This is a genomic window from Gammaproteobacteria bacterium (genome assembly GCA_009845905.1).
In the GTDB taxonomy this organism is placed as follows: domain Bacteria; phylum Pseudomonadota; class Gammaproteobacteria; order Steroidobacterales; family Foliamicaceae; genus Foliamicus.
Genome location: VXYS01000013.1, coordinates 60,085 through 79,665, shown reverse-complemented (window position 1 = coordinate 79,665; position 19,581 = coordinate 60,085). Strand labels below are relative to the sequence as shown.

The 19,581-nt window shown below is 64.5% G+C and carries 17 protein-coding genes; 6 read left to right on the top strand and 11 right to left on the bottom strand.

Features of this window, described 5'->3' with window-relative positions; translation table 11 throughout:
- Positions 1-90: 90 nt before the first annotated feature.
- Positions 91-906 carry an alpha/beta hydrolase gene (locus F4036_12035; GenBank protein MYK38470.1) on the top strand — a complete coding sequence of 272 codons (816 nt, stop codon included), beginning with the start codon at positions 91-93 and terminating at the stop codon, positions 904-906.
- A 94-nt stretch (positions 907-1,000) separates the two neighbouring features.
- Here the strand turns inward: F4036_12035 and F4036_12030 are convergent, their stop codons facing one another.
- Positions 1,001-1,276 (bottom strand): BolA family transcriptional regulator, encoded by a 276-nt coding sequence (locus tag F4036_12030; GenBank protein ID MYK38469.1) that lies wholly within the window; start codon positions 1,274-1,276, stop codon positions 1,001-1,003.
- Positions 1,273-1,908, bottom strand: coding sequence for a septation protein IspZ (locus F4036_12025; protein ID MYK38468.1), 636 nt, complete (start codon positions 1,906-1,908; stop codon positions 1,273-1,275). Before F4036_12025 ends, F4036_12030 begins: the two co-directional genes overlap by 4 nt.
- Here F4036_12025 and F4036_12020 point away from each other — a divergent pair.
- Genes F4036_12020 through F4036_12005 form a run of 4 tightly spaced genes read left to right on the top strand, consistent with a single transcriptional unit; the run spans position 1,840 to position 7,577 of the window.
- A complete protein-coding gene (locus F4036_12020) occupies positions 1,840-3,360 on the top strand; it encodes a peptide MFS transporter (GenBank protein ID MYK38467.1) in 1,521 nt (506 codons plus the stop codon). The genes F4036_12025 and F4036_12020 overlap by 69 nt on opposite strands.
- Positions 3,327-5,153 (top strand): M2 family metallopeptidase, encoded by a 1,827-nt coding sequence (locus F4036_12015; GenBank protein ID MYK38466.1) that lies wholly within the window; start codon positions 3,327-3,329, stop codon positions 5,151-5,153. The genes F4036_12020 and F4036_12015 overlap by 34 nt, the downstream gene beginning before the upstream one ends.
- A gap of 17 nt (positions 5,154-5,170) precedes the next feature.
- On the top strand, positions 5,171-7,168 hold the full coding sequence (metG, locus tag F4036_12010) for a methionine--tRNA ligase (protein MYK38465.1): 1,998 nt from the start codon (positions 5,171-5,173) through the stop codon (positions 7,166-7,168).
- A 4-nt stretch (positions 7,169-7,172) separates the two neighbouring features.
- On the top strand, positions 7,173-7,577 hold the full coding sequence (locus F4036_12005) for an RnfABCDGE type electron transport complex subunit B (protein ID MYK38464.1): 405 nt from the start codon (positions 7,173-7,175) through the stop codon (positions 7,575-7,577).
- Positions 7,578-7,624: 47 nt separating this feature from the next.
- On the opposite strand, the gene F4036_12000 is transcribed toward F4036_12005, so the two are convergent.
- From F4036_12000 to F4036_11970, 7 genes are all read right to left on the bottom strand, one after another.
- The gene (locus tag F4036_12000) at positions 7,625-8,884 is read right to left on the bottom strand and encodes a hypothetical protein (protein MYK38463.1); all 1,260 of its coding nucleotides are present in this window, start codon (positions 8,882-8,884) and stop codon (positions 7,625-7,627) included.
- Positions 8,881-9,450 (bottom strand): cytochrome c, encoded by a 570-nt coding sequence (locus F4036_11995; protein MYK38462.1) that lies wholly within the window; start codon positions 9,448-9,450, stop codon positions 8,881-8,883. The genes F4036_12000 and F4036_11995 overlap by 4 nt, the downstream gene beginning before the upstream one ends.
- A gap of 119 nt (positions 9,451-9,569) precedes the next feature.
- Positions 9,570-10,064, bottom strand: a complete 495-nt coding sequence (locus F4036_11990; GenBank protein ID MYK38461.1) for a DUF3341 domain-containing protein — start codon at positions 10,062-10,064, stop codon at positions 9,570-9,572.
- Positions 10,061-11,419, bottom strand: a complete 1,359-nt coding sequence (locus F4036_11985) for a hypothetical protein (protein MYK38460.1) — start codon at positions 11,417-11,419, stop codon at positions 10,061-10,063. Before F4036_11985 ends, F4036_11990 begins: the two co-directional genes overlap by 4 nt.
- Before the next feature lie 2 nt (positions 11,420-11,421).
- The gene (locus tag F4036_11980) at positions 11,422-12,270 is read right to left on the bottom strand and encodes a 4Fe-4S dicluster domain-containing protein (GenBank protein ID MYK38459.1); all 849 of its coding nucleotides are present in this window, start codon (positions 12,268-12,270) and stop codon (positions 11,422-11,424) included.
- 4 nt (positions 12,271-12,274) lie between these two features.
- Positions 12,275-14,497 (bottom strand): molybdopterin-dependent oxidoreductase, encoded by a 2,223-nt coding sequence (locus F4036_11975; GenBank protein ID MYK38458.1) that lies wholly within the window; start codon positions 14,495-14,497, stop codon positions 12,275-12,277.
- On the bottom strand, positions 14,466-15,056 hold the full coding sequence (locus F4036_11970; protein ID MYK38457.1) for a cytochrome c3 family protein: 591 nt from the start codon (positions 15,054-15,056) through the stop codon (positions 14,466-14,468). The genes F4036_11975 and F4036_11970 overlap by 32 nt, the downstream gene beginning before the upstream one ends.
- Before the next feature lie 80 nt (positions 15,057-15,136).
- Between F4036_11970 and F4036_11965 the strand changes: the two genes are divergently transcribed.
- Positions 15,137-16,660 (top strand): AMP-binding protein, encoded by a 1,524-nt coding sequence (locus tag F4036_11965; protein MYK38456.1) that lies wholly within the window; start codon positions 15,137-15,139, stop codon positions 16,658-16,660.
- A gap of 137 nt (positions 16,661-16,797) precedes the next feature.
- On the opposite strand, the gene F4036_11960 is transcribed toward F4036_11965, so the two are convergent.
- Positions 16,798-18,216, bottom strand: coding sequence for a M24 family metallopeptidase (locus F4036_11960; GenBank protein MYK38455.1), 1,419 nt, complete (start codon positions 18,214-18,216; stop codon positions 16,798-16,800).
- Positions 18,213-19,580, bottom strand: coding sequence for an aminotransferase class V-fold PLP-dependent enzyme (locus F4036_11955; GenBank protein ID MYK38454.1), 1,368 nt, complete (start codon positions 19,578-19,580; stop codon positions 18,213-18,215). Before F4036_11955 ends, F4036_11960 begins: the two co-directional genes overlap by 4 nt.
- Position 19,581 lies beyond the last annotated feature (1 nt).

Below are 19,581 nucleotides of genomic sequence, written 5' to 3'. Positions count from 1 at the left end.
CTTGCTGCCAGCAGTCGGACTGCCCAGCGAGAAGACGCCTGGGAGAGAGGGCGTCTCGCCCTCTGCGGAAACGCGGCAAAACTACCCGGCATGACCATCCGCCGCACGCTGGTCGAGACCTCGTCGGGTTTCGTGCACGTCCTCACCGCCGGCTTCGGTTCTCCGATCCTGTTTCTGCACTGGACACCGGCGTCCGGCCGCCAATACGTGCCCGTGCTGAAGAAGCTCGGCAATTCGGGGTTCGCCGGCTACGCCCCGGACAACATGGGTTACGGCCAGTCGGATCCACGCCCCGCTCCGTGGTTGGTAAAGGACTATGCAGACAACATCGCTGCAGTAATGGACGGTTTGGGGCTGGAGTCCGCGGCCGTCGTGGGCGGGCACGTATCTTCCGAATTCGCGGTCGAGCTGTCTCTGCGCCATCCGCAGCGCGTAACGCATCTGGTTCTCGACGGCTGCCCGGTCTGGGACCGCGCCTTCCGCGACGAAGTGCTGAGCATCTCCCGGCAGCCTGCGCCGGAGTGGTCGGAGGACGGCGCTCATATCGCCTGGGTCTGGGAGCGGTCGCTGTGGCTGCAGCGCATGTGGGACTCGGGGTTCGAGCTGGATGATGGCGGCGCCGCCCTGCTCCGCAACGCGGTGATCGACAGCATGCTGGCGCAGCAAATGGACGACGCGACCCAGGCGCTGAGGGAATACGAGATGGGGGACGCTTTGGCGAAAGTCCGCGTACCCACGCTGGCGCTCACGGCCGAGACGGACCCGTTGAACAATTGCCACGAGAAGGTGCTGGCGTTGGTCGAGGGCTCGACAGGACACACTTTCTCGGGTGGCCATCCGCATCACTATCCGGAAAAGGCCGGAGAGTACGTGGACGTTATTCTGGAGTTTCTTCGGAGCGGCTGACGAGTCCTTCGCGCGTTGTTGCCCCATTCCCTCTGGAGCCACTTCGCGACGCTCCTGCCGGGAATGGGGCAACAACGCGCTTAGTGGGTGCTGCTCAGCTTGCTTCGTCGGGCGTGAGGGCGGTGATGGCGAGGGCGTGGATGGGTCCCTGCATCATGTCATTCAAGGCAGCGTAAACGAGGCGGTGGCGGGCGAGTGGGGCCAGGCCGGCGAATTGCTCGGCCACGATTCGGACCGAGTAATGGCCGCCGCCGTCGCGGGCGCCCACGTGGCCGGCGTGCAGGTGTGAGTCATCCTGGACTTCGACTTCGCAGGGCGCGAGGGCCTTGAGCAGCCGGGCGCGGATCAGAGACGGGCGATCGGCGGTCATTCGCCTTCAGCCGTCTTCAGTGAGCGCACCACCCAGAAGCCCTGCAGCAGGCCGAACACGAGGGTCAGGGCGGTCAGGCCGAACAGCTTGAAGTACACCCAGGTGGCTTCGCTGAATGTATAGGCCACCCAGATGTTGAGAACGCCCATCAGGGCCAGGAACATCAGCCATGCCCAATCCAGAGCCGAGGCCGTGCGGGCCGGCAGGGCGGAAAAGCCTTCCGCCTGAGATTTCAGGATGGCATGGATCACGCCCTTGCGCTTCCAAAGGCGCGCGCCCACCAGCGCCACGCTCATCGCCCAGTACAAGACCGTCGGCTTCCACTTGATGAACACAGGATCCTTCAGCACGACGGTCAGCGTGCCGAACACCAGCACCAGTCCCGCGGAAGCCAGCGTGATGGGCTTGGGCTTGTAGCGCCCGCCGATCAGCCACTGCGCGGCAACCTGCACGATCACGGCGCCCATCAGCACCCACACGGCCGGGATCAGCCCCCAAAGAAGGTAGGCCGCCAGAAACGGCACAAGAAAGAAAAAATCCAGAAAAACCTGCACGGCGGCGGAATGATAACGCGCCCGCCGCGCCGGGAAAGCGCTGACTATAATGCGCCGATGCTCAATTTCTTCCGGCATCCGCGGGGTCTGGTGACCCTTTTCTTCACCGAGATGTGGGAGCGGATGAGCTACTACGGCATGCGGGCGCTGCTGGTGCTGTTCATGGTCGACCAGGTGCAGCGGGGCGGCATGGGCCTTACCGATGAAATCGCGACGGCCATCTACGGCGTCTATACGGCCGCGGTGTACCTGGTGGCCTTGCCCGGAGGATGGATGGCAGACCGCCTTCTGGGAGGCCAGCGCGCCGTGTGGGTGGGCGGCATCATCATCATGAGCGGTCATTTCGTTCTCGCCGTGCCGAGCGTCGCCACGTTCTACATGGGGCTGATCCTCGTGGTGCTGGGCACCGGGCTGCTCAAACCCAACATCAGCGCCCTGGTCGGCCAGCTCTACTCGCCCACCGACCCGCGGCGCGACGGCGGCTTCACGCTCTATTACCTGGGCATCAACGTGGGCGCCTTTATCGGTCCGCTGGTGTGCGGCTGGCTGGCCGACTACAACTGGCACTACGGCTTCGCCGCTGCCGGGGTAGGCATGCTGTTCGGCCTGGTGCAGTTCTACTACACCCGCAAGTACCTGGGCGAGGCCGGCGCCCGTCCGGAATCCGCCGCCTCCGCCGCGTATCGCAGGAAGGTCTGGCTGGGCGTGGCGGCCGCCCTTGCGGCGCTCGCCGCCGTTTACGCCGGCGCACTGGGCGGCGCGATCGAGCTGAACGCGCGCGCGATCGCGGAAGCGAGCGCCGTCGTGATCGTGGCCGTGGCGGCGATCTACTTCCTTTCCCTGCTGTTGTTCGGAGGGCTCACGCGCGACGAACGCCTGCGCGTGATCGGCATCATCGTCCTGTTTTTCGGCGCCGCCATGTTCTGGGCCGGCTTCGAGCAGTCCGGCTCATCGCTCAACCTGTTCGCCGAGCGCTACACGATCCGGGAAATCGGATCGTTCAGCTTCCCGGCCGAGTGGTTCCAGTCGCTCAATCCCTTCTTCATCATCGTCCTGGGGCCGCTGTTCGCGATGCTTTGGACGGCCCTGGCGCGGCGGAATCTCGACCCGTCCACACCATTGAAATTCGCCTTCGGGCTGATCCAGCTCGGGCTGGGCTTCCTCGTGATGATCGGCGCCGCCACCCTGGTGGCCGAGGGCAACCCGGTGCTGCCCACCTGGCTGTTCTTTACCTATTTGCTGCACACGACCGGCGAGCTGTGCCTGAGCCCCGTCGGCCTTTCCGCGGTCACGCGGCTGGCGCCGAAGAAATACGTGGGCCAGATGATGGGCATCTGGTTCCTGGGCGCGTCGCTGGGCAGCCTGATCGCCGGGCTGATCGCGGGCGAGTTCGATCCGGAGGCGCTGAGCGACATGCCCGGGCTGTACTGGCAGATCGTGCTTACGACCGTGGGCAGCGGCCTGATCCTCGCCGTTTTTCTGAAGCCATTGAAGAAATGCATGACCCCCGCGGAGGAAGAAGCAACGTGAATACCCGAATCGTCGTCACGGCGCTGGCCCTGACCCTTCCCGTCAGCGCCTCGACCGAAGATACGCCGCTGCAGAGCGCCGAGGATTTTGTGAGAGAAACCAGCGAGCAATACGAGGAAGTGGGCCGGGAAGGCGCCGCGGCCGCCTGGGCCTATCAGACCTACATCACCCCGGACACCGCGCTGCTCGCCGCCAGGGCGCAGGAACGGGGGCTCAGGTTCCAGAGTTCCGCGGTCGAGGGCGCCAGACGCTATGACGGCGTTGAACTCGCCCCCCTGACACAGCGCGCCATCAACGCGATCAAGTGGGGGACGACGCTGCCGGCGCCGGACGACGACGCCAAGCGTCGCGAACTGTCGGAAATCATGACCCGCATGGAAGGCGCATACGGCAGCGGCAAGTATTGTCCCGGCGGCCCGGAGAGCTGCCGCGACCTTGAGGAACTCAGCGTGGTCATGGCGAACAGCCGGGACTACTACGAGCTGCTGGAAGCATGGCGCGGCTGGCGCACGATTTCTCCCCCGATCCGGGCCGACTACCGGCGTTTCGTGGAATTGGGTAACGAAGGCGCAAGAGAGCTGGGATTCAACGACATGGGCGAGCTGTGGCGTTCCGGCTACGACATGCCGGTGGCCGATTTCAGCGACGAGGTGGAGCGGCTGTGGAGCCAGGTGTCGCCGCTGTACGAGCAGTTGCACTGCTACACCGGCGACAAGCTGCGGCAGGCTTACGGCGACGAAATCGTGCCCGCGGGCGAACCGATTCCCGCACACCTGCTGGGCAATATGTGGTCGCAGACCTGGGGCGAGATCTACGACCTGGCGGAGCCGTATCCCGGGATAGCGGAACTGAACGTGACCCGGGCGATGCAGGAGCAGGACTACAGCGCCGTCTACATGACCGAACTGGCGGAAGATTTCTTCGTCTCGCTGGGCATGCCTGCGTTGCCGGAGAGTTTCTGGCAGCGTTCGCTGCTGGTGAAGCCGCGGGACCGCGAGGTGGTCTGTCACGCCAGCGCCTGGAGTATGGACGGCAAGGACGATGTGCGGATCAAGATGTGCATCGAACCTACCCAGGACCACCTGTTCACCATCTATCACGAACTCGGCCATATCTACTACTACCTCGCCTACCGCGATCAGCCGATCGTTTTCCAGTCCGGGGCCCACGACGGTTTCCACGAGGCGGTGGGCGACACGGTCACGTTGTCGATAACCGGCAAGTTCCTGAAGAACCTGGGCCTGGTCGAGGAGATTGAGGAAAGTCCCGAGGCCCTGATCAACTCGCAGATGAAGCTGGCGCTGGACAAGATCGCCTTTCTGCCCTTCGGCAAGCTGATGGACCAGTGGCGGTGGGGCGTTTTCTCCGGGGAAATCGCGCCGGAGGACTACAACGCCGCCTGGTGGGACCTGCGCACGCGCTACCAGGGCATAAGGCCGCCGATGGAGCGCAGCGAGGCCGATTTCGACCCGGGCGCCAAGTACCACATTCCCGGCAACACGCCCTACACCCGCTACTTCCTGGCGTTCGTGCTGCAGTTCCAGTTCCAGCGGGCGCTTTGCGACGCCGCGGGATTCGAGGGACCGCTGCACGAGTGTTCGATCTACGGGAACAAGGAAGCCGGCGCGCTGCTGTGGAAGATGCTCCAGTCCGGTTCCAGCCGGCCTTGGCAGGACTCGCTGGAAGAAGTGACCGGGCAGCGCGAAATGGACGCCTCGGCGATCATCGCCTACTTTCAGCCGCTCATGGACTGGCTTGAGACCGAGAACCAGGGTCTTTCCTGCGGCTGGTAATCCGGGATAATCGCGGCATGGCGCGCAAGATCCTAGTCACCGCGGCGCTGCCCTACGCCAGCGGTCAGATCCATCTCGGCAACCTGCTCGAGATGGTGCAGACCGACATCTGGGTTCGCTACCAACGGCTGTCCGGCGCCGACTGCGCGTTCGTTTGCGCGACCGACGCGCACGGCACGCCCACGATGCTCAAGGCGCGCGAGGAAGGCACGAGTCCGGAGGAATATGCCGAGTCCTGCCGGGCCGCGCACGTGCGGGACTTCGAGTCCTTCGGGATCCGCTTCGACAACTATTACACGACGCATTCGCCGGAGAACCGGGAACTGGTGGAACGGATTTACTCCCGGCTGGTGGAGCGCGGTTACATCCGTACCCGCACGATCCAGCAGGCCTACGACGAGGAGGCGGGCATGTTCCTGCCCGACCGCTACGTGCGGGGCGAATGCCCGTCCTGCGGGGCGCAAGACCAGTACGGCGACAGCTGCTCCGCCTGCGGGGCCACTTACGCGCCCTCGGAGCTGGTCAACCCGCGTTCGATCCTGAGCGGCCGCCCGCCGGTCACCCGCGAATCCGAGCACAAGTTCTTCAAGCTGGGCGAGTTCGAATCGCTGCTGAAGACCTGGATGCAGGCCGGCAACCTGGACCGCGGCGCCCGCAACAAGCTGGCGGAGTGGTTCAAGGAAGGCCTGAAGGACTGGGACATCACCCGCGACGAGCCGTATTTCGGCTTCGAGGTGCCGGGCGAGAAGGGGAAGTACTTCTACGTCTGGCTGGATGCGCCGGTCGGCTACATGGCCAGTTTCCGCAACCTGTGCGGCGCCGGCGAGGACGCGGAAGACCGGTTCGAACGCTATTTCGGGCCGGACAGCGACGCCGAGCTGTACCACTTCATCGGCAAGGACATCCTGTACTTCCACGCATTGTTCTGGCCGGCGGTGCTGCTGGGCGCCGGCATGCGCACGCCCAGCGGCGTTTTCGTACACGGCTTCCTGACCGTGGACGGGCTGAAGATGTCCAAGTCCAAGGGCACCTTCATTACCGCCTCGGACTACCTGGCGGCCGGCCTGGACCCCGAGTACCTGCGCTACTACTACGCTGCAAAGCTCGGTCCGGGTCTGGACGACATCGACCTGCAGCTGGAGGATTTCGCCGCACGGATCAACTCCGATCTGGTCGGCAAGCTGGTGAACATCGCCAGCCGCTGCGCCAGCTTCGTGCAGCGCGGGTTCGACAACCGCCTCGGACCGCGGCTGCACGACCCGGCCCTGTACGAGCAATTCGTCGCGCAGAGGGAGCAGATCGGCGAGCATTACGAATCCCGTTCCTACGGCAAGGCCATGCGGGCGATCATGGCCCTGGCCGACCGCGCCAACGTCTGGATCAACGAGCGCAAGCCTTGGGAACTGGCCAAGGACCCGGACAGGCAGGACGAATTGCAGGCGATCGTAACGCAGGGGATCAACCTGTTTCGGGTGCTCATGACCTATATCGCCCCGGTTCTTCCGGACATCTCCTCGAAGGCCGCGGCATTTCTGCGCTCCGATCTGAACTGGAATGACGTGGACGAACCGCTGCTTGACGAATCGATTGCCGTATTCAAGCCGCTGGCGGGCCGAATATCGCTCAAGACGCTCAAGGCTCTGGTGGAAACCAATCGCGGCCAGGCTGCCGCCGAAGTCGAGCATTCCGAACCCATCGACATCGACGAGTTCCTGCGCACGGACCTGCGGGTGGCGAAGATAGTCAAGGCCGAGCGAGTGGCGGGCGCCAACCGGCTGTTGCGCCTTACGCTGGACGACGGCGGCAAGGGCCGCACCGTCTTCGCCGGAATTGCCGGCGCCTACGCCCCTTCGATCCTGGTGGGACGCAAGGTGGTGCTGGTAGCGAACCTGAAGCCGCGGAAGATGCGTTTCGGCGTGTCGGAAGGCATGGTGCTGGCCGCCGGCGAGGGAGAGTCGCGGGTGTTCCTGCTGTCCCCCGACGAAGGCGCGGAACCGGGCATGCGCGTGCGCTAGTGTCGTGCAGCCCTCGGTAGCGCGAATCGACGAAGCGCTATGCGTGGGCTGTGCACGCTGCCTTCCGGTCTGTCCGGTGGATGCCATCATCGGCAGCCGCAACTTCACTCATACGATCATTCATGACGAGTGCGTGGGCTGCGGCTTGTGCCTGCCGCCCTGCCCCGTGGACTGCATCGCCATCGAACCGCGCTTTCCCGGCTCGCCCGCCGATGATGAGAATAAGGAAATGCGGCGCGGCAAGCTGCGCAGACTGGGCAAGACGGCGCAGCGGCGATTTCGGGCACGCAAAGTCCGGCTGGCCGCGATGGGCGACAGCGCCGAAGCGCGGGTTTCCGGCGCGCCGCCGGCTACCGCTGCCACGCCGACCGACGACGAAATCGAAGACCTGATCCGAAGCCTTTCCTGACTCCCGGGAGCGAGGGCATGACCCTCGCGCCGTCTCGTCCTCCCGCCCTAGGAGGCGGCTTCGAGTTGCTCTTCAGTCGCGTAGTGACTGATCTGCCAGGCGGAGATCATCGGCATGCTGCGGAACATCACCAGGACCAGGAAGAACCAGGAGGCCAGCGCCGAAATCACAATCAGCCACTCCCTGACGTCGGCGAACGGCACATGCGCCGGTTCCAGTATCGGCAGGACGTTGAGATAGCGGTTGATCCAGAAACCCACCACGATCAACCCGGAAAGCACCAGCATGGCCGGCCAGGTGCGCTTGACCCAGGCGGCGATACCGCACAGCAGCGGGGCAAAGAACATGCAGCTGACCATGACCCAGAAAAACGGCTGGTAGTGCCCGTACATCTGGAGCGATACCACCCCGTACTCGTAATCGAGGTTGCCGAACCAGGAAACGAAGAACTGGGCCCAGAACATGTAGAGCCACAACAGGCTGAACGACGTGATCAGGATGCCCATCTGCTTGAGACGGCCCGGGTCGAACCAATCCTTCAGGCCCTCGCTACGCCACAGAACTGCGCTCATCAGGAGGATGGCCGCCGACCCGGCCAGGTTGATGCCCTGGATGTAGTAGAGGGGGTAAACGCTGCTGTGGTAGTGCGAGATCAGCGTCATCCCGAAGTCCCAGGCGATGAAGGAGTTCGACATGACGTAGAAAAAGAGGATGAAGAAGGACGAGAAATACAGGCGCCGCTGCAGCGTGAACAGGCTTACCCGCCCGCGCCAGGACGCCAGCCACCGCCAGCAGGCTCGACACACGGGATTGCCGCTTTCGGCCATTTCGCCGCGAACGTCCGGCAGCAGGCCCCAGAGGAAATACAGCACGGACAGGCCGTAGAAGGCCGCCAGCGCCACGAGGTTGCGCCACAGCAGCAGGTTCTCGTTCAGCCACGGACTCAGGTGTCCGTGGTCACCTTCCTGCAGCCAGTAAAACAGGGACTCGCGCCCGCAGGAGAAGATCAGGGCGAAGCCGATGAAGGCGAACGGCAGGAACGCCAGCGTCATCACTTCGCCGAGGCGGTAAAAGACCCCGGAAAATTCCGCCTTGCACAGGCGCATGACCGCGGTAAAACAGATGCCCGCCTGGCTCAGTCCCAGCACGAACATCCACATGACCAGCGCGAATCCCCAAGGAAAATCGCTGTCGGCGCCGTCCATCCAGAGCAGCGCGAAGGAAACGGCCGCAATGCCCGCGAGAAAACCGATCGTCGCCAGGAACGCCTTCGCGCCCAGCGCACCCGTGCCGCCGTTGACGCTCATTCGGCCGCCGTCTCGCCGCCGGACTCGGGCTCGGCAGCGTCCGCCACTTTCGCGGCTTCCTCAAGCAGGCCGGTGCGCAGATACTGCACGATGCGCCAGCGGTCTTCACTCGACATCGCAAACCGGTAGCTGGGCATGATCACGCCGCCGTGCGTGATCGTGTAGTAGAGCTGGCCGTCGGTCTGCTGCTGCACGTAGGGCAAGGTGAGATCCATGGGCTGCGGGTTGTACTTGAGCCCCACGCTGCCGTCTCCGGCACCCGCGACGCCGTGGCAGACGCGGCAGTAGATGTCGTACATCTCCACCGCGCGGCCGTCGTCCGCATCTTCCGCGGCGAGCGGATTGCTCAGTTGCTCTCCGGCCTTCAGACGCGCGCGCACCAGCTCCGCCAGGTCGGCCGGCCCGTCCAGCTCGCCGCCGTCCGCAGGAACGGATTCCGCCGGCAGCTCCACCGTCGTTTCCTGAGTCTTGACGCTCACCTGGTCCTTCATGTCGTCATTCCACGGCAACGCACGCAGCCCGCCCGGCAACGCGAGCGCGCCGCACAACATCACGACCGCACTCACGGAAGCCTTTCTTACACCGAAGCTCTTGAGGAGCGTTGGAGCCAGGGATGGCGGAACCGAGCCAGGGATGGCGTCTCCACAAGAGCTTCGGTGTGAGAAAGGCGAGGGAATGGCACTCGTCACGATGCATCCTCCCGCTCGATCGACTCGGCGCCCGCGGCCCGCAGAATGTCCTCGGCCTCGGCTGCGTCGGCGCCGGCCACCGAAATCACGAAGCGGTCCACATTGCTGGAAGCGCGATACGTGCGGTCCCTCCACGCCGGCAAGCGCGCCACCACGAAGAAACCCAGCAGCGTCATCAGCGTGCCCAGCAGGATCGTGCTCTCGTAGGTGATCAGCAGGTACGGCGGCAGCGTGATCACGGGCCGGCCCGCGGTCGGCAGGATGAAGCGCGTGGCGGTCCATACGCACAGCGTAAATCCGCCGATCGCGCCCAGGATGCCCCCAAGCAGCGTGAACACCCGCACCAGGGACTTGCCCAGTCCCAGAGCTTCCTCGGCCCCGTGCAGTGGGATGGGAGAATACAGGTCCACTCCGGCAACGCCCTTTTCGCGCAGGGCCCGGGCGGCGTCCAGCGCGGCGTCTTCGTGCGCGAATGAGGCCAGCAGCGTCATGTATGGGCCTCCCTCTTGCGCAACGGATTGAGCGTTTCCTTGACCTCGTAGATGGAAACGGCCGGGAATATCTTCACGAACAGCAGGAACAGCGTCGTGAAGATGGCAAACGAGCCGACCGTAATGGAAATCTCGACCAGGCTCGGGAAGTAGGTTCCGAACACGTCGGGCAGGAACTTGCGCGGCAGCGAACTGGCCACGATGACGAAGCGCTCCGTGAGCATGCCGATGTTGATCAGGATGGAGATCACCAGCATCAGGTTCCAGTTGGTCCGGATGCGGCGCGAGAACAGCACCAGCGGGACCACGGCGCAGAACAGGATCATCTCCCAGTACAGCCACCAGAACGGGCCTTCCCAGATCCGGTAGAGGATCGCTTCGTATTCGAAGCTCGTGCCGCTGTACCAGCCGCTGAAGTTCTCGCAGATGTTGATGTACGTCCAGATGAGCGAAAGCACCAGCAGCAGCTTGGAGAGGTTGTCGATGTGCAACTGACCGATGTAGCGGCCGAAACCCATGAATTTCCGCAGCATCCACATTACGGTCACGATCCCCGCCGTGCCCGAATAGATCGCCCCGCAGACGAAATAAGGCGCAAAAATGGTGTGATGCAGGCCCGGAACCGTGGACATCGCAAAGTCCCAGGACACGATCGAGTGCACCGATACCGCCAGCGGAATCACGAGCACGGCGAAGAAGGTGTAGGCCCAGCCCAGCGTGTGCCATTCATGCGCCGTTCCGCGCCAGCCGAAGCACATGACCGCGTAAATCCTGCGGCGCAGCCCGGTGGAGCGGTCGCGCACCGCGGCAAAGTCCGGCAGCGATCCCATGTAGATGAACACGCTGCTGGCCGTTAGGTAGGTCAGGATCGCCATCACGTCGAACATCAGCGGCGAGCGGAAGTTCGGCCACAACTCCATCGGGTTGGGGAAGGGGAAGGTCCAGTGCACGAACCACACCCGTCCCACGTGCACCATCACGAACATGGCCGCGGTCATCAGCGAGAACAGCGTCATCGCCTCCGCGCTTCGATAGATCGACTTGCGCCAGTCCGACTGGGTGATGTGCAGCACCGCGGACAGCAGCGTTCCCGAATGGCTCAGTCCGATCCAGAAGATGAAGTTGGACAGGTAGGTGCCCCACATCGCGTTGCGGTTCATGCCCGCGGCGCCCACGCCCACGATGATCTGGTAGATCCACGGCGCGACAAAGAACAGCAAGGCCGTCCCGGCGGATATGCCCAGTGTCACCCAGTAGCGCCAGGTGGTGGTGGTCAGCGCGTTGATGACGTCGTTGTTGACCTCCGAGTAACTCGGCTGGCCGTGGTCGAACATGAGTTCCCGGGTGGCGGACATGGTCAGGCCACCGCCTCACTCGATTCTTCCGACCACATGACCGGGTTTGCGGCGTGGCTGTCGGATTCGTCGCCGTGATGGTCGTCATCGGCGCCGCCCGCCAGCGGCGCGCGCGCGTTCTTGAGATAGACGACGCTGGGATGGGTATTCAGTTCCTCGAGCACCGCGTAGGCCCGCGGGTCCTCGAGCTTGCGCGAAACGGCGCTGTCGGGATCGTTACGGTCGCCGAACACGATCGCGTCGGTCGGGCAGGCCTGGGCGCAGGCCGGCTGGGCCTCGCCGTCGGCCACGCGGCGGTCCTCGTCGCGCGCCAGGTCCTTTGCGCGGTTGATGCGCTGCACGCAGAACGTGCACTTTTCCATCACGCCCTTCTCGCGCACGGTCACGTCCGGGTTGAGCTGCTGCTCCAGCGGCTCGTCCCAGGTGTAGGTGAACCAGTTGAAGAACCGCACCTCGTAGGGACAGTAGACGGCGCAGGTGCGGGTCCCGATGCAGCGGTTGTAGACCTGCGCGTTGAGGCCGTCCTGGTTGTGATAGGTCGCGAACACCGGGCAGGCGATTTCGCAGGGCGCCTCGTCGCAGTGCTGGCACAGCATCGGGATGAAGTTCAGCCGCGCATTCGGATATTCACCGTCCCAGTAGCGCTCGATGCGCAGCCACTTCATTTCGCGGCCCTGCCGCATGAGCTTTTCGCCCACGATGGGCAGGTTGTTCTCCGCCTGGCAGGCCACCACGCAGGCCTCGCAGCCGGTGCAGCGGTCAAGGTCCACGGCCATGGTCCAGTGGTATTCGAATTCCGTGTAGTAGCCGTCGATGCGGTACTCGCGCAGTTTGTCCCTTATCGTGCTCATCGTCCTAGTGCTCGTCGGCCGGTCCGAGAATCTGCCTGCCCAGCGTACGGCTGACGCCGCTGGTCTTCGTCATGCGCACGCGCTCGCCGGTCTTGCGCAGCGCCACGCGGGTGGCGGCCCAGGCCAGCGCCCCCGTGATGTCGTCGCCACGGGCCGCGAGCAGCGAGGCCGGATTTACACCGCGCCCCTGCGCGTAACGCCCGTTGGCCTGGTGCCCCTGCCCCAGCGGCATCGCGATCACGTCGGGACGCACGCCCGGATACCGCAGCACCGGCGCGGTCACCGTTCCGGCCTGCGAACTCACTTCCACGACGTCGCCGTCCCTCAAGTCCAGCCCGTCCGCGGTCGCCGGGTTCACTTCCACCCAGCTTCCGTAGGCAACGCTGGTCTGCGGGTCGGGCAGTTCCTGTATCCAGGGCAACCGGGCGCCCTTGCCCTCGCGCAATCCCGGCGTCTGAAAGGGGTGAAGCACGAACGGATACTCGGACGCATCCCCCGCAAACTGGGGTTCAGGAGGCGCCGCGGGGGCCGCCGCCTCGGCCGAGAACTGATCGGCCATCCCCTCCGCCAGGTCGGCGACCCAGACACCCTGCTGCTGCACCTGCCGGAAACCGGCGTCGAAATCGTCCTGAATGCCAAGGTTGGTCCATGCGGTCGCCCACTCGGAGCGGGTATAGGCCTCCGCATCTTCATGAGGAAGAGCTTCGGCCAGCGCGCCGCCGGACCGTTGCGCGAGCCTGAGAACGATATCGGTGACCGACAGCGTGTCATACAGGCGCTTCTGCACCGGCTGCTGCAACGTGACCGACAGCTTCCCGGTTCCGGGAAGTGAAATGTCGTCGTCCCAGGTCTCGAAAAAGGTGTCCGTAGCGAGGATCCAGTCCGCCGCGCTGGCCGTATCGCTGGGAAAGCTGTCCAGCGCCACGACCAGTTCGGCCCGGTCCAGGGCGCCGCGCAAACCCAGGGAGTCCGGCAGATCGTGCAGCGGATCCACGCCCGCCACGATGACCAGCGACACTTCGCCGTTGGCCGCGCCGGCCACGAACTCCTCGATTTCGCTCAACGCGGAATAGCGGGGCGCGTGGGCCAGGTTGGGCCTGACGGTCGTCCCGGCGGCGCCCAGAACCCGGTTCAGCGCCGCCACGCAGGTCAGCGTTTCGGTCGCATTCGCTCCGGCTCCCGCCGCACCGCCACCCAGGACCAGGGGCGTCTTCGCGGACGCCAGCCGCTCCGCCAGCGCGTGCAACCGTTCGGCGGGCAGGTCCGCCAGCGCGGCGGCCTCATCGAGGCTCAAGGCGCCGGGAAGGTCTTCCCAGCCGGCCGGTGCGGCATCCGGACCGGACCGGCCAAGCAACTCCGCGGCGAGCGCCAGCGCCAGTGCGCCTTCGGTGCCCGGCCGCGCGGGCAGCCATTCGTCGGCATTGACGCCGGTCAGCGACATGCGCGATTCAACCTGCACGAGGTATCCTCGATGGCCGCCGCCGCCCTCGCGAAACTCGCCGTAGGCTTTCGAATAACCCACCGGCGAGCGCCAGGCGCCGAGAAAGTCGGCGCCGAAGGAAACGACCAGGTCGGCCTTCGCAATATCGTAGTGCGGAAGGCCGTTGAAGCCGTAGATCGCCTTCGCGGCCGCCAGCTCAGTGGCCGGCGTATCCAGACCGAGACGCAGTATGTTCGCGCCCAATGCTTCGCCGAACTTGTCCAGCGCCTCTTCACCGGAACTGAGAGAGCCGCCGGTCAGAATCCAGGTCCGGCCACCCATTCCCGCGGACTGCATGGCCCCCAGGCGCGGCGCAATGGCCTCAAGGGCCTCGTCCCAGGAAGATTCCACAAAACCGCCTTCACCGTCGGACCGCATCGGCGAGCGCAGCCGGTCGGGGTTGTAGAGGGCGTTGAGACTGGCCTGACCCAGCGCGCAGGTACCGCCGCGGTTGACCGGATGGCCGGGGTTGCCCTCGATCTTCTTGGCCCGGCCTTCGCGCACCCGCACCGAAATGCCGCAGCCCGCCGGGCACATGCGGCACAGGGTGTTGTACCAGGTGTCCATGCCCGGGGAGAAATCCTCGGGCGGAATATGCGTCGAAAGCAGCGTTTCCAGCGGTCGCTGGTTCACTTCGCCCAGCAGAAGGCCGGTCCCGACGCCGACGCCGCCGCCGGCCAGGTACTTGAATATGTCCCTGCGGCTCAGCATGGCGTCAGTAGTGGCAGGTGAGGCAGTCGCGGCCATTGGCCACGTCTTCCTCGGTGTGGCAATCGATGCACCAGGGCATGCGAAGGTTCTCGTTCAGATCGACGCGCCGCGTAACGCGGGCCATTTCCTCCACCGGTCCGTGGCAGGTCTGGCATTCGACGCCGCCGCGGATATGCGGCTTGTGGCGGAAATGAACGAAATCCGGAGTGTCGTGGATCTTGACCCAGGGGATGCCTTCCCCGCGCTCCCAGTAGTCGAAGAGCTTCACGACCTCGGGCGTGTCGCGAACCTCGGTGAGGCCTTTGTGGCAGCCTACGCAGGTCTCGACGCTGGGCACGCCGGCCGTTGCCGAGCGGCCCGCCCAGGAATGGCAGTACTCGCAGGAAATCTCGTTTTCGCCGGCGTGCACCTCGTGGCTGAATTCGATCGGCTGGAGGGGTGTGTAGTCGTTCAGTATGGCGCCGTGCGCCCAATGTCCGATGTAGGCGCCGATGATCGCCAGCACGGCAATAATCAACCCTTTTATTACCGGCCGCGCGGCCTCGAAGACACCAATGGACACGAACAACTCCAACCCTTGACGGCGCGCGATTATAGACGGTTACGGCCCGTCTGCCCACCTTTCCGACAGCAGCGCTTATTCCAGCGCAATTCCCGCTGGATTACACTCCGGACATGCTGCAACACCGATTCATCGAGACGGCCAGGAAACACCCGAAAAAGGTAGCCATCCGGGACAAGGCCACCCATCGGGATGTGACCTACTCACAGGCCCTTCTCGGCGCGCTTATTCTGGCGCGGCGCTTCCAAAAACTGGAGCGAGGCCGCATCGGCATCCTGTTGCCCACCTCTTCGGGTAGCGCCCTGGCTGTCGTGGGTGCGCTGATGGGCGGGTTGACACCCGTCATGATCAACTACTCGACCGGCGCTGCGAAAAACTGCGAGTATGCGCAAGCCCAATGTGATTTCCGGACCATCATCACGGCCCGCGCATTGCTGGAACGGATCGGCTGCGAGGAACTGCCGGGCATGGTGTTCATGGAGGACATCATGGCCGGACTGGGGCGCCGTGAAAAGCTGCTGGCCTACCTCAAGTCCAGGCTGCCGCTGGAACGCCTGAAGCGCATTGCAGGCAGCGGTAACCTGGACAGTCCCGCCGTAATACTGTTCACGAGCGGCAGCGAGAAAGACCCAAAGGGCGTCCAGCTCACTCAGCGAAACATCTTGTCCAATATAGATTCCTTCTCCGACATGATGGACCTCCACGGGATGGATCGGATGCTGGCCGTGCTTCCGTGCTTTCACGTGTTCGGCCTGACGATCCATCTCTGGACTCCCCTGTGTCTGGGAATGACGTCCATTACCTACCCCAACCCTCTTGATTTCAAGGTCATCGCCCGGCTCATCAAGGAAGAAAAACCCCAGCTGCTTGTCGGCACTCCATTTTTTCTGGAAGGCTATGCAAGACAGTCCCGGCCGGGAGATTTCGCCAGTGTGGAACTGGCTGTTGCGGGCGCCGACAAATGTCCCGATTCCCTCAGGCAACTCTACCGCGACAAGCACAAGCTGGAGATTCTCGAAGGTTACGGCACCACCGAGACTTCACCCGTTATCTCGGTGAACCCGAGGGACGGAAATCGCCCCGGCAGCATTGGCGTGCCGATACCGGGCACCCGCGTGCGAATCGAGAATATCGACAGCGGGGAGGACTGCGCGCCCGGCGAGACCGGCAAGATCATGGTGAAGGGCGAAGGGGTCATGTCCGGTTACCTGAATGACATGGCGGAGTCCCATCTGCGACTGAAGTCAGGCTGGTATGACACCGGCGATCTCGGGGTTCTCGATGAGGACGGTTATCTGTGGCACAAGGGCCGTCTCAAGCGATTCGCCAAGATAGGCGGCGAGATGATCTCGCTGGTGAACGTGGAGGAAACACTCGATTCGGTGATCGGGGAAGACGTGGCGTGTTGCGCCGTGGAACTGCCCGATGCCAGGCGGGGTTCACGAATCATTGCCGTCACCAACAAGCCGATCGACGAACGGGATGTGGCCGGGAGACTCGCAGAACAACTGCCCAATCTGGCACTGCCGAAACAATACGTGGTGGTGGAGGAGTTGCCCGTGATGGGAAGCGGCAAGATCGATTTCCGCACTCTCACCGAAATTGTGCGCCGGCAGGAAGGCAACTCCCGGGGCTGATTCGTGGGATTGAGGGGCGCCAGCTAAAGCCCTTCTTTCGTCCCCCTCCTCGTGGGAACGTTGAAGCAGGACAGCGAGAATCGAGCCAGGATGGCGCTTCCCACGAGGAGGGGGACGAAAGAAGGGCGAGGAAGCACCTAAATCACGACCAGCGGGTCGTCCATAGTCGCAAGCGGCTCGAAACCGTCCTTCGTAACGACGATCAGATCTTCAAGGTGCGCGCCGCCCCAGCCGATCTCCAGAGACGGCATGTCGATGGTCAGCGTCATGTTCTCGCGAAACGTCAGATCGTCCGCAACCATGAACGGCAAACCGTCGCGGTAGGGCTGATCCGTGTGCTGCAGTCCGACAGAATGCGGCGAGGCGCCGAAGGTGGCCTTGGCCAGCGCGGCGTTCGCCTTGTTCATGGCCTCGCCCGCGTGCGCCCGCAGTTCCGAGTATTTCAGGCCCGGACGAATCACGTCCAGCGCCGCCTCGTAACCCTTGCGGATGATGCCCACCCGGTCCAGGACGTCCTTGCGAGGCTCGCCCAGGCACCAGGTGCGGCCGAAGTCGCCGTGGTAGTAGTTGATCTGGCAGACCGCGTCGACCATCATCGGACGACCCGGCACGACCTCGCCGTCGGCGAATCCGCCGATCGTGCCCATCGCGATCCATATCGCCTTCGCGCCGCGTTTGGCCGCTTCCTGAAGGAAAAGCTGGTCCGTCTCCGCCTTCGTCATCCCCGCTTCGACCTGCCGAAGCATCGCCATGCAGGCGTCCTGGTTGGCCCGCGCCGCGGCGCGCATATGCACCAGTTCCACGTCGGACTTGATCATCCGGATCTTGCGGAAGGTGTTGTCGCCGGGAACGCACGTGATGCCGTCCTGCCCCAGGCTGGACAGAATGTGGGCGATGCTCATGTCGTCCACGGCGACGCGGCCTTTCGCCAGTCCCGCTTCTTCCAGCGCGCGAACCAGCGCCCACTCGGGCGTGGCCGCCTTGCGGCTCTCGAAGCGACGCTCCATTTCCACCCAACCCCGTTCGATGTCGGTGAGGCTTTCTTCGCGAATCGGCCGGCGGATGCCGCCGCGCGATTCCGGCTGCTGGTTCCAGGTTTCCGGATCCCGGTACTTCTCCCAGGACACCGGCGCGCTGTACGGGATGATCTCGGGGTACTCCCGTTCGGCGTTCGCTATGAACCACAGGTCGGTGGAGGCCACAACCAGGAAAGAAGGCTTGTCGGGGTCGCGCGGCATTACTGCAAAGCTGGGGATGGCCCTGAGCTTCTGCACCTCGTACGAGAAGTAGTTGCCCAGGTAGAAGACGTTGACCGGGTTGAGCGCGACGATACCGTCCACGCCCTCCTGCTCCATGACTTCGTAGGCGCGCGGCCTGTTGACCAGGCTGCGCCCGTCGAAGCCCTCTCCCGGGACCGGTCCGGGAGCGATCAGCCCCCAGTTGGCCTGCGCCGTTTCGGCGCCCAGCATGGCGGCGCCCAGAGCAAACGTGGCTCCGCCGGCAAGTCCGGCAAAAAAGTCGCGACGTTCGATGTGATAGGGATCGGGCTTCGTCATATCGTGCCCTCCGTCAGGATTTGTTGTATTCCATCGGCCAGCCGGTCCACCTGGTCTTCCGTGTTGTAGTGGTGGGTGGAGGCGCGCACCGTATTCAGGCCATAGTCGGTCTCCCGCACCCAGACGCGGTTGCGCCGCCAGAGCGTGTCGACGACTTCTATCCGGTCGAAGCCTTCCAGCGCGAATCCGGTCAGCCCGCAGCAGAGTTCGGGATTCTCCGAGGCATACAGCGTCACTCCGGCAATCGCCCTGAGCCTTTCCCCCAGCCTGGCGGCCAGCGCCCGGACGCGTTCCTCTATGCGCCCGCGGCCGATGGCGTTCTGAAACTCGAGCGCCGCAAGGGTTGCAAGCAGCAACGGGCCGGCGCGCTGGCTCAGGCGGTCGTAGCGCCGGGCGCCGGCCTCCTCGTCGTCCCAGCCCATCGACGCCACCGTCGGCCAGACCCTGTCCTGCGACTCGCGCCGCATGTAGAGAAAGCCCGTCCCGACCGGCGCGCCCGCCCACTTGTAGGGACTGGAGGCATAAAAGTCGACGCCCATCTCGTGCATGTCCAGGTCCACCATCCCGATCGCGTGCGCGCCATCGACGAGCGTCAGGATGCCGCGGGGCCGGGCCAGGGCTGCAAGCCGGCTCACCGGCAGCATGCAGCCGGTCGGAAACGTGACGTGGCTGACGCTGATCACGCGGGTGCGGGGCGTGATGGCGTCCTCGAACAGGTTCAGTATTTCCGCCGGGTCCGAGGCCGGAATCGGAAACGGCAGCTCCTTCACGACCACGCCGAAACGTTTCGCCTTGATCTTCCAGGGCTCCAGCCCGCCGGGATGCTCATGAAAGGTACACAGCACCTCGTCGCCGGGCTTGAGGTCGAGACCGTTGGCGATAAAGCTCATGCCCTCGGTCGTATTCCGGGTCAGCGCGACCTCGCCGGGGTCGGCGTTGACGAAGGCGGCCAGTTCCTGCCGCAAATCGTCCTGGGCCTCCACCTGGCGCGCGTTCTCGCGGCCCGGATCGGAGGCCAGCGCCCGGTAGCCGTCCACCACCGCGTAATACACGGGCTTGGGCATCGGACCCAGCGTGCCGCTGTTCATGTAGGCCAGTTCATCCGAGATCAGGAACTCGCGGCGCACTTTCGACCAGAAATCCTCTTCCGCCAGCGCGTCCGCCTGAGCTTGTTCTATCGCTGTTATCGATGCCCGCGCCTCGCCCCTGAGGGCCCCGCCGGCCAGAAGCGCTCCGGCCGACCCCGCTGCGACCGCGCCCAGAAACCGGCGGCGCGAAACGCCCGCCGCGGTTCCCGGCTCCAGCACGGTTTCACGCAAGGGTTCCGGCATCGGCGCGCCTCCCCGAAATCGACGAAATACCATA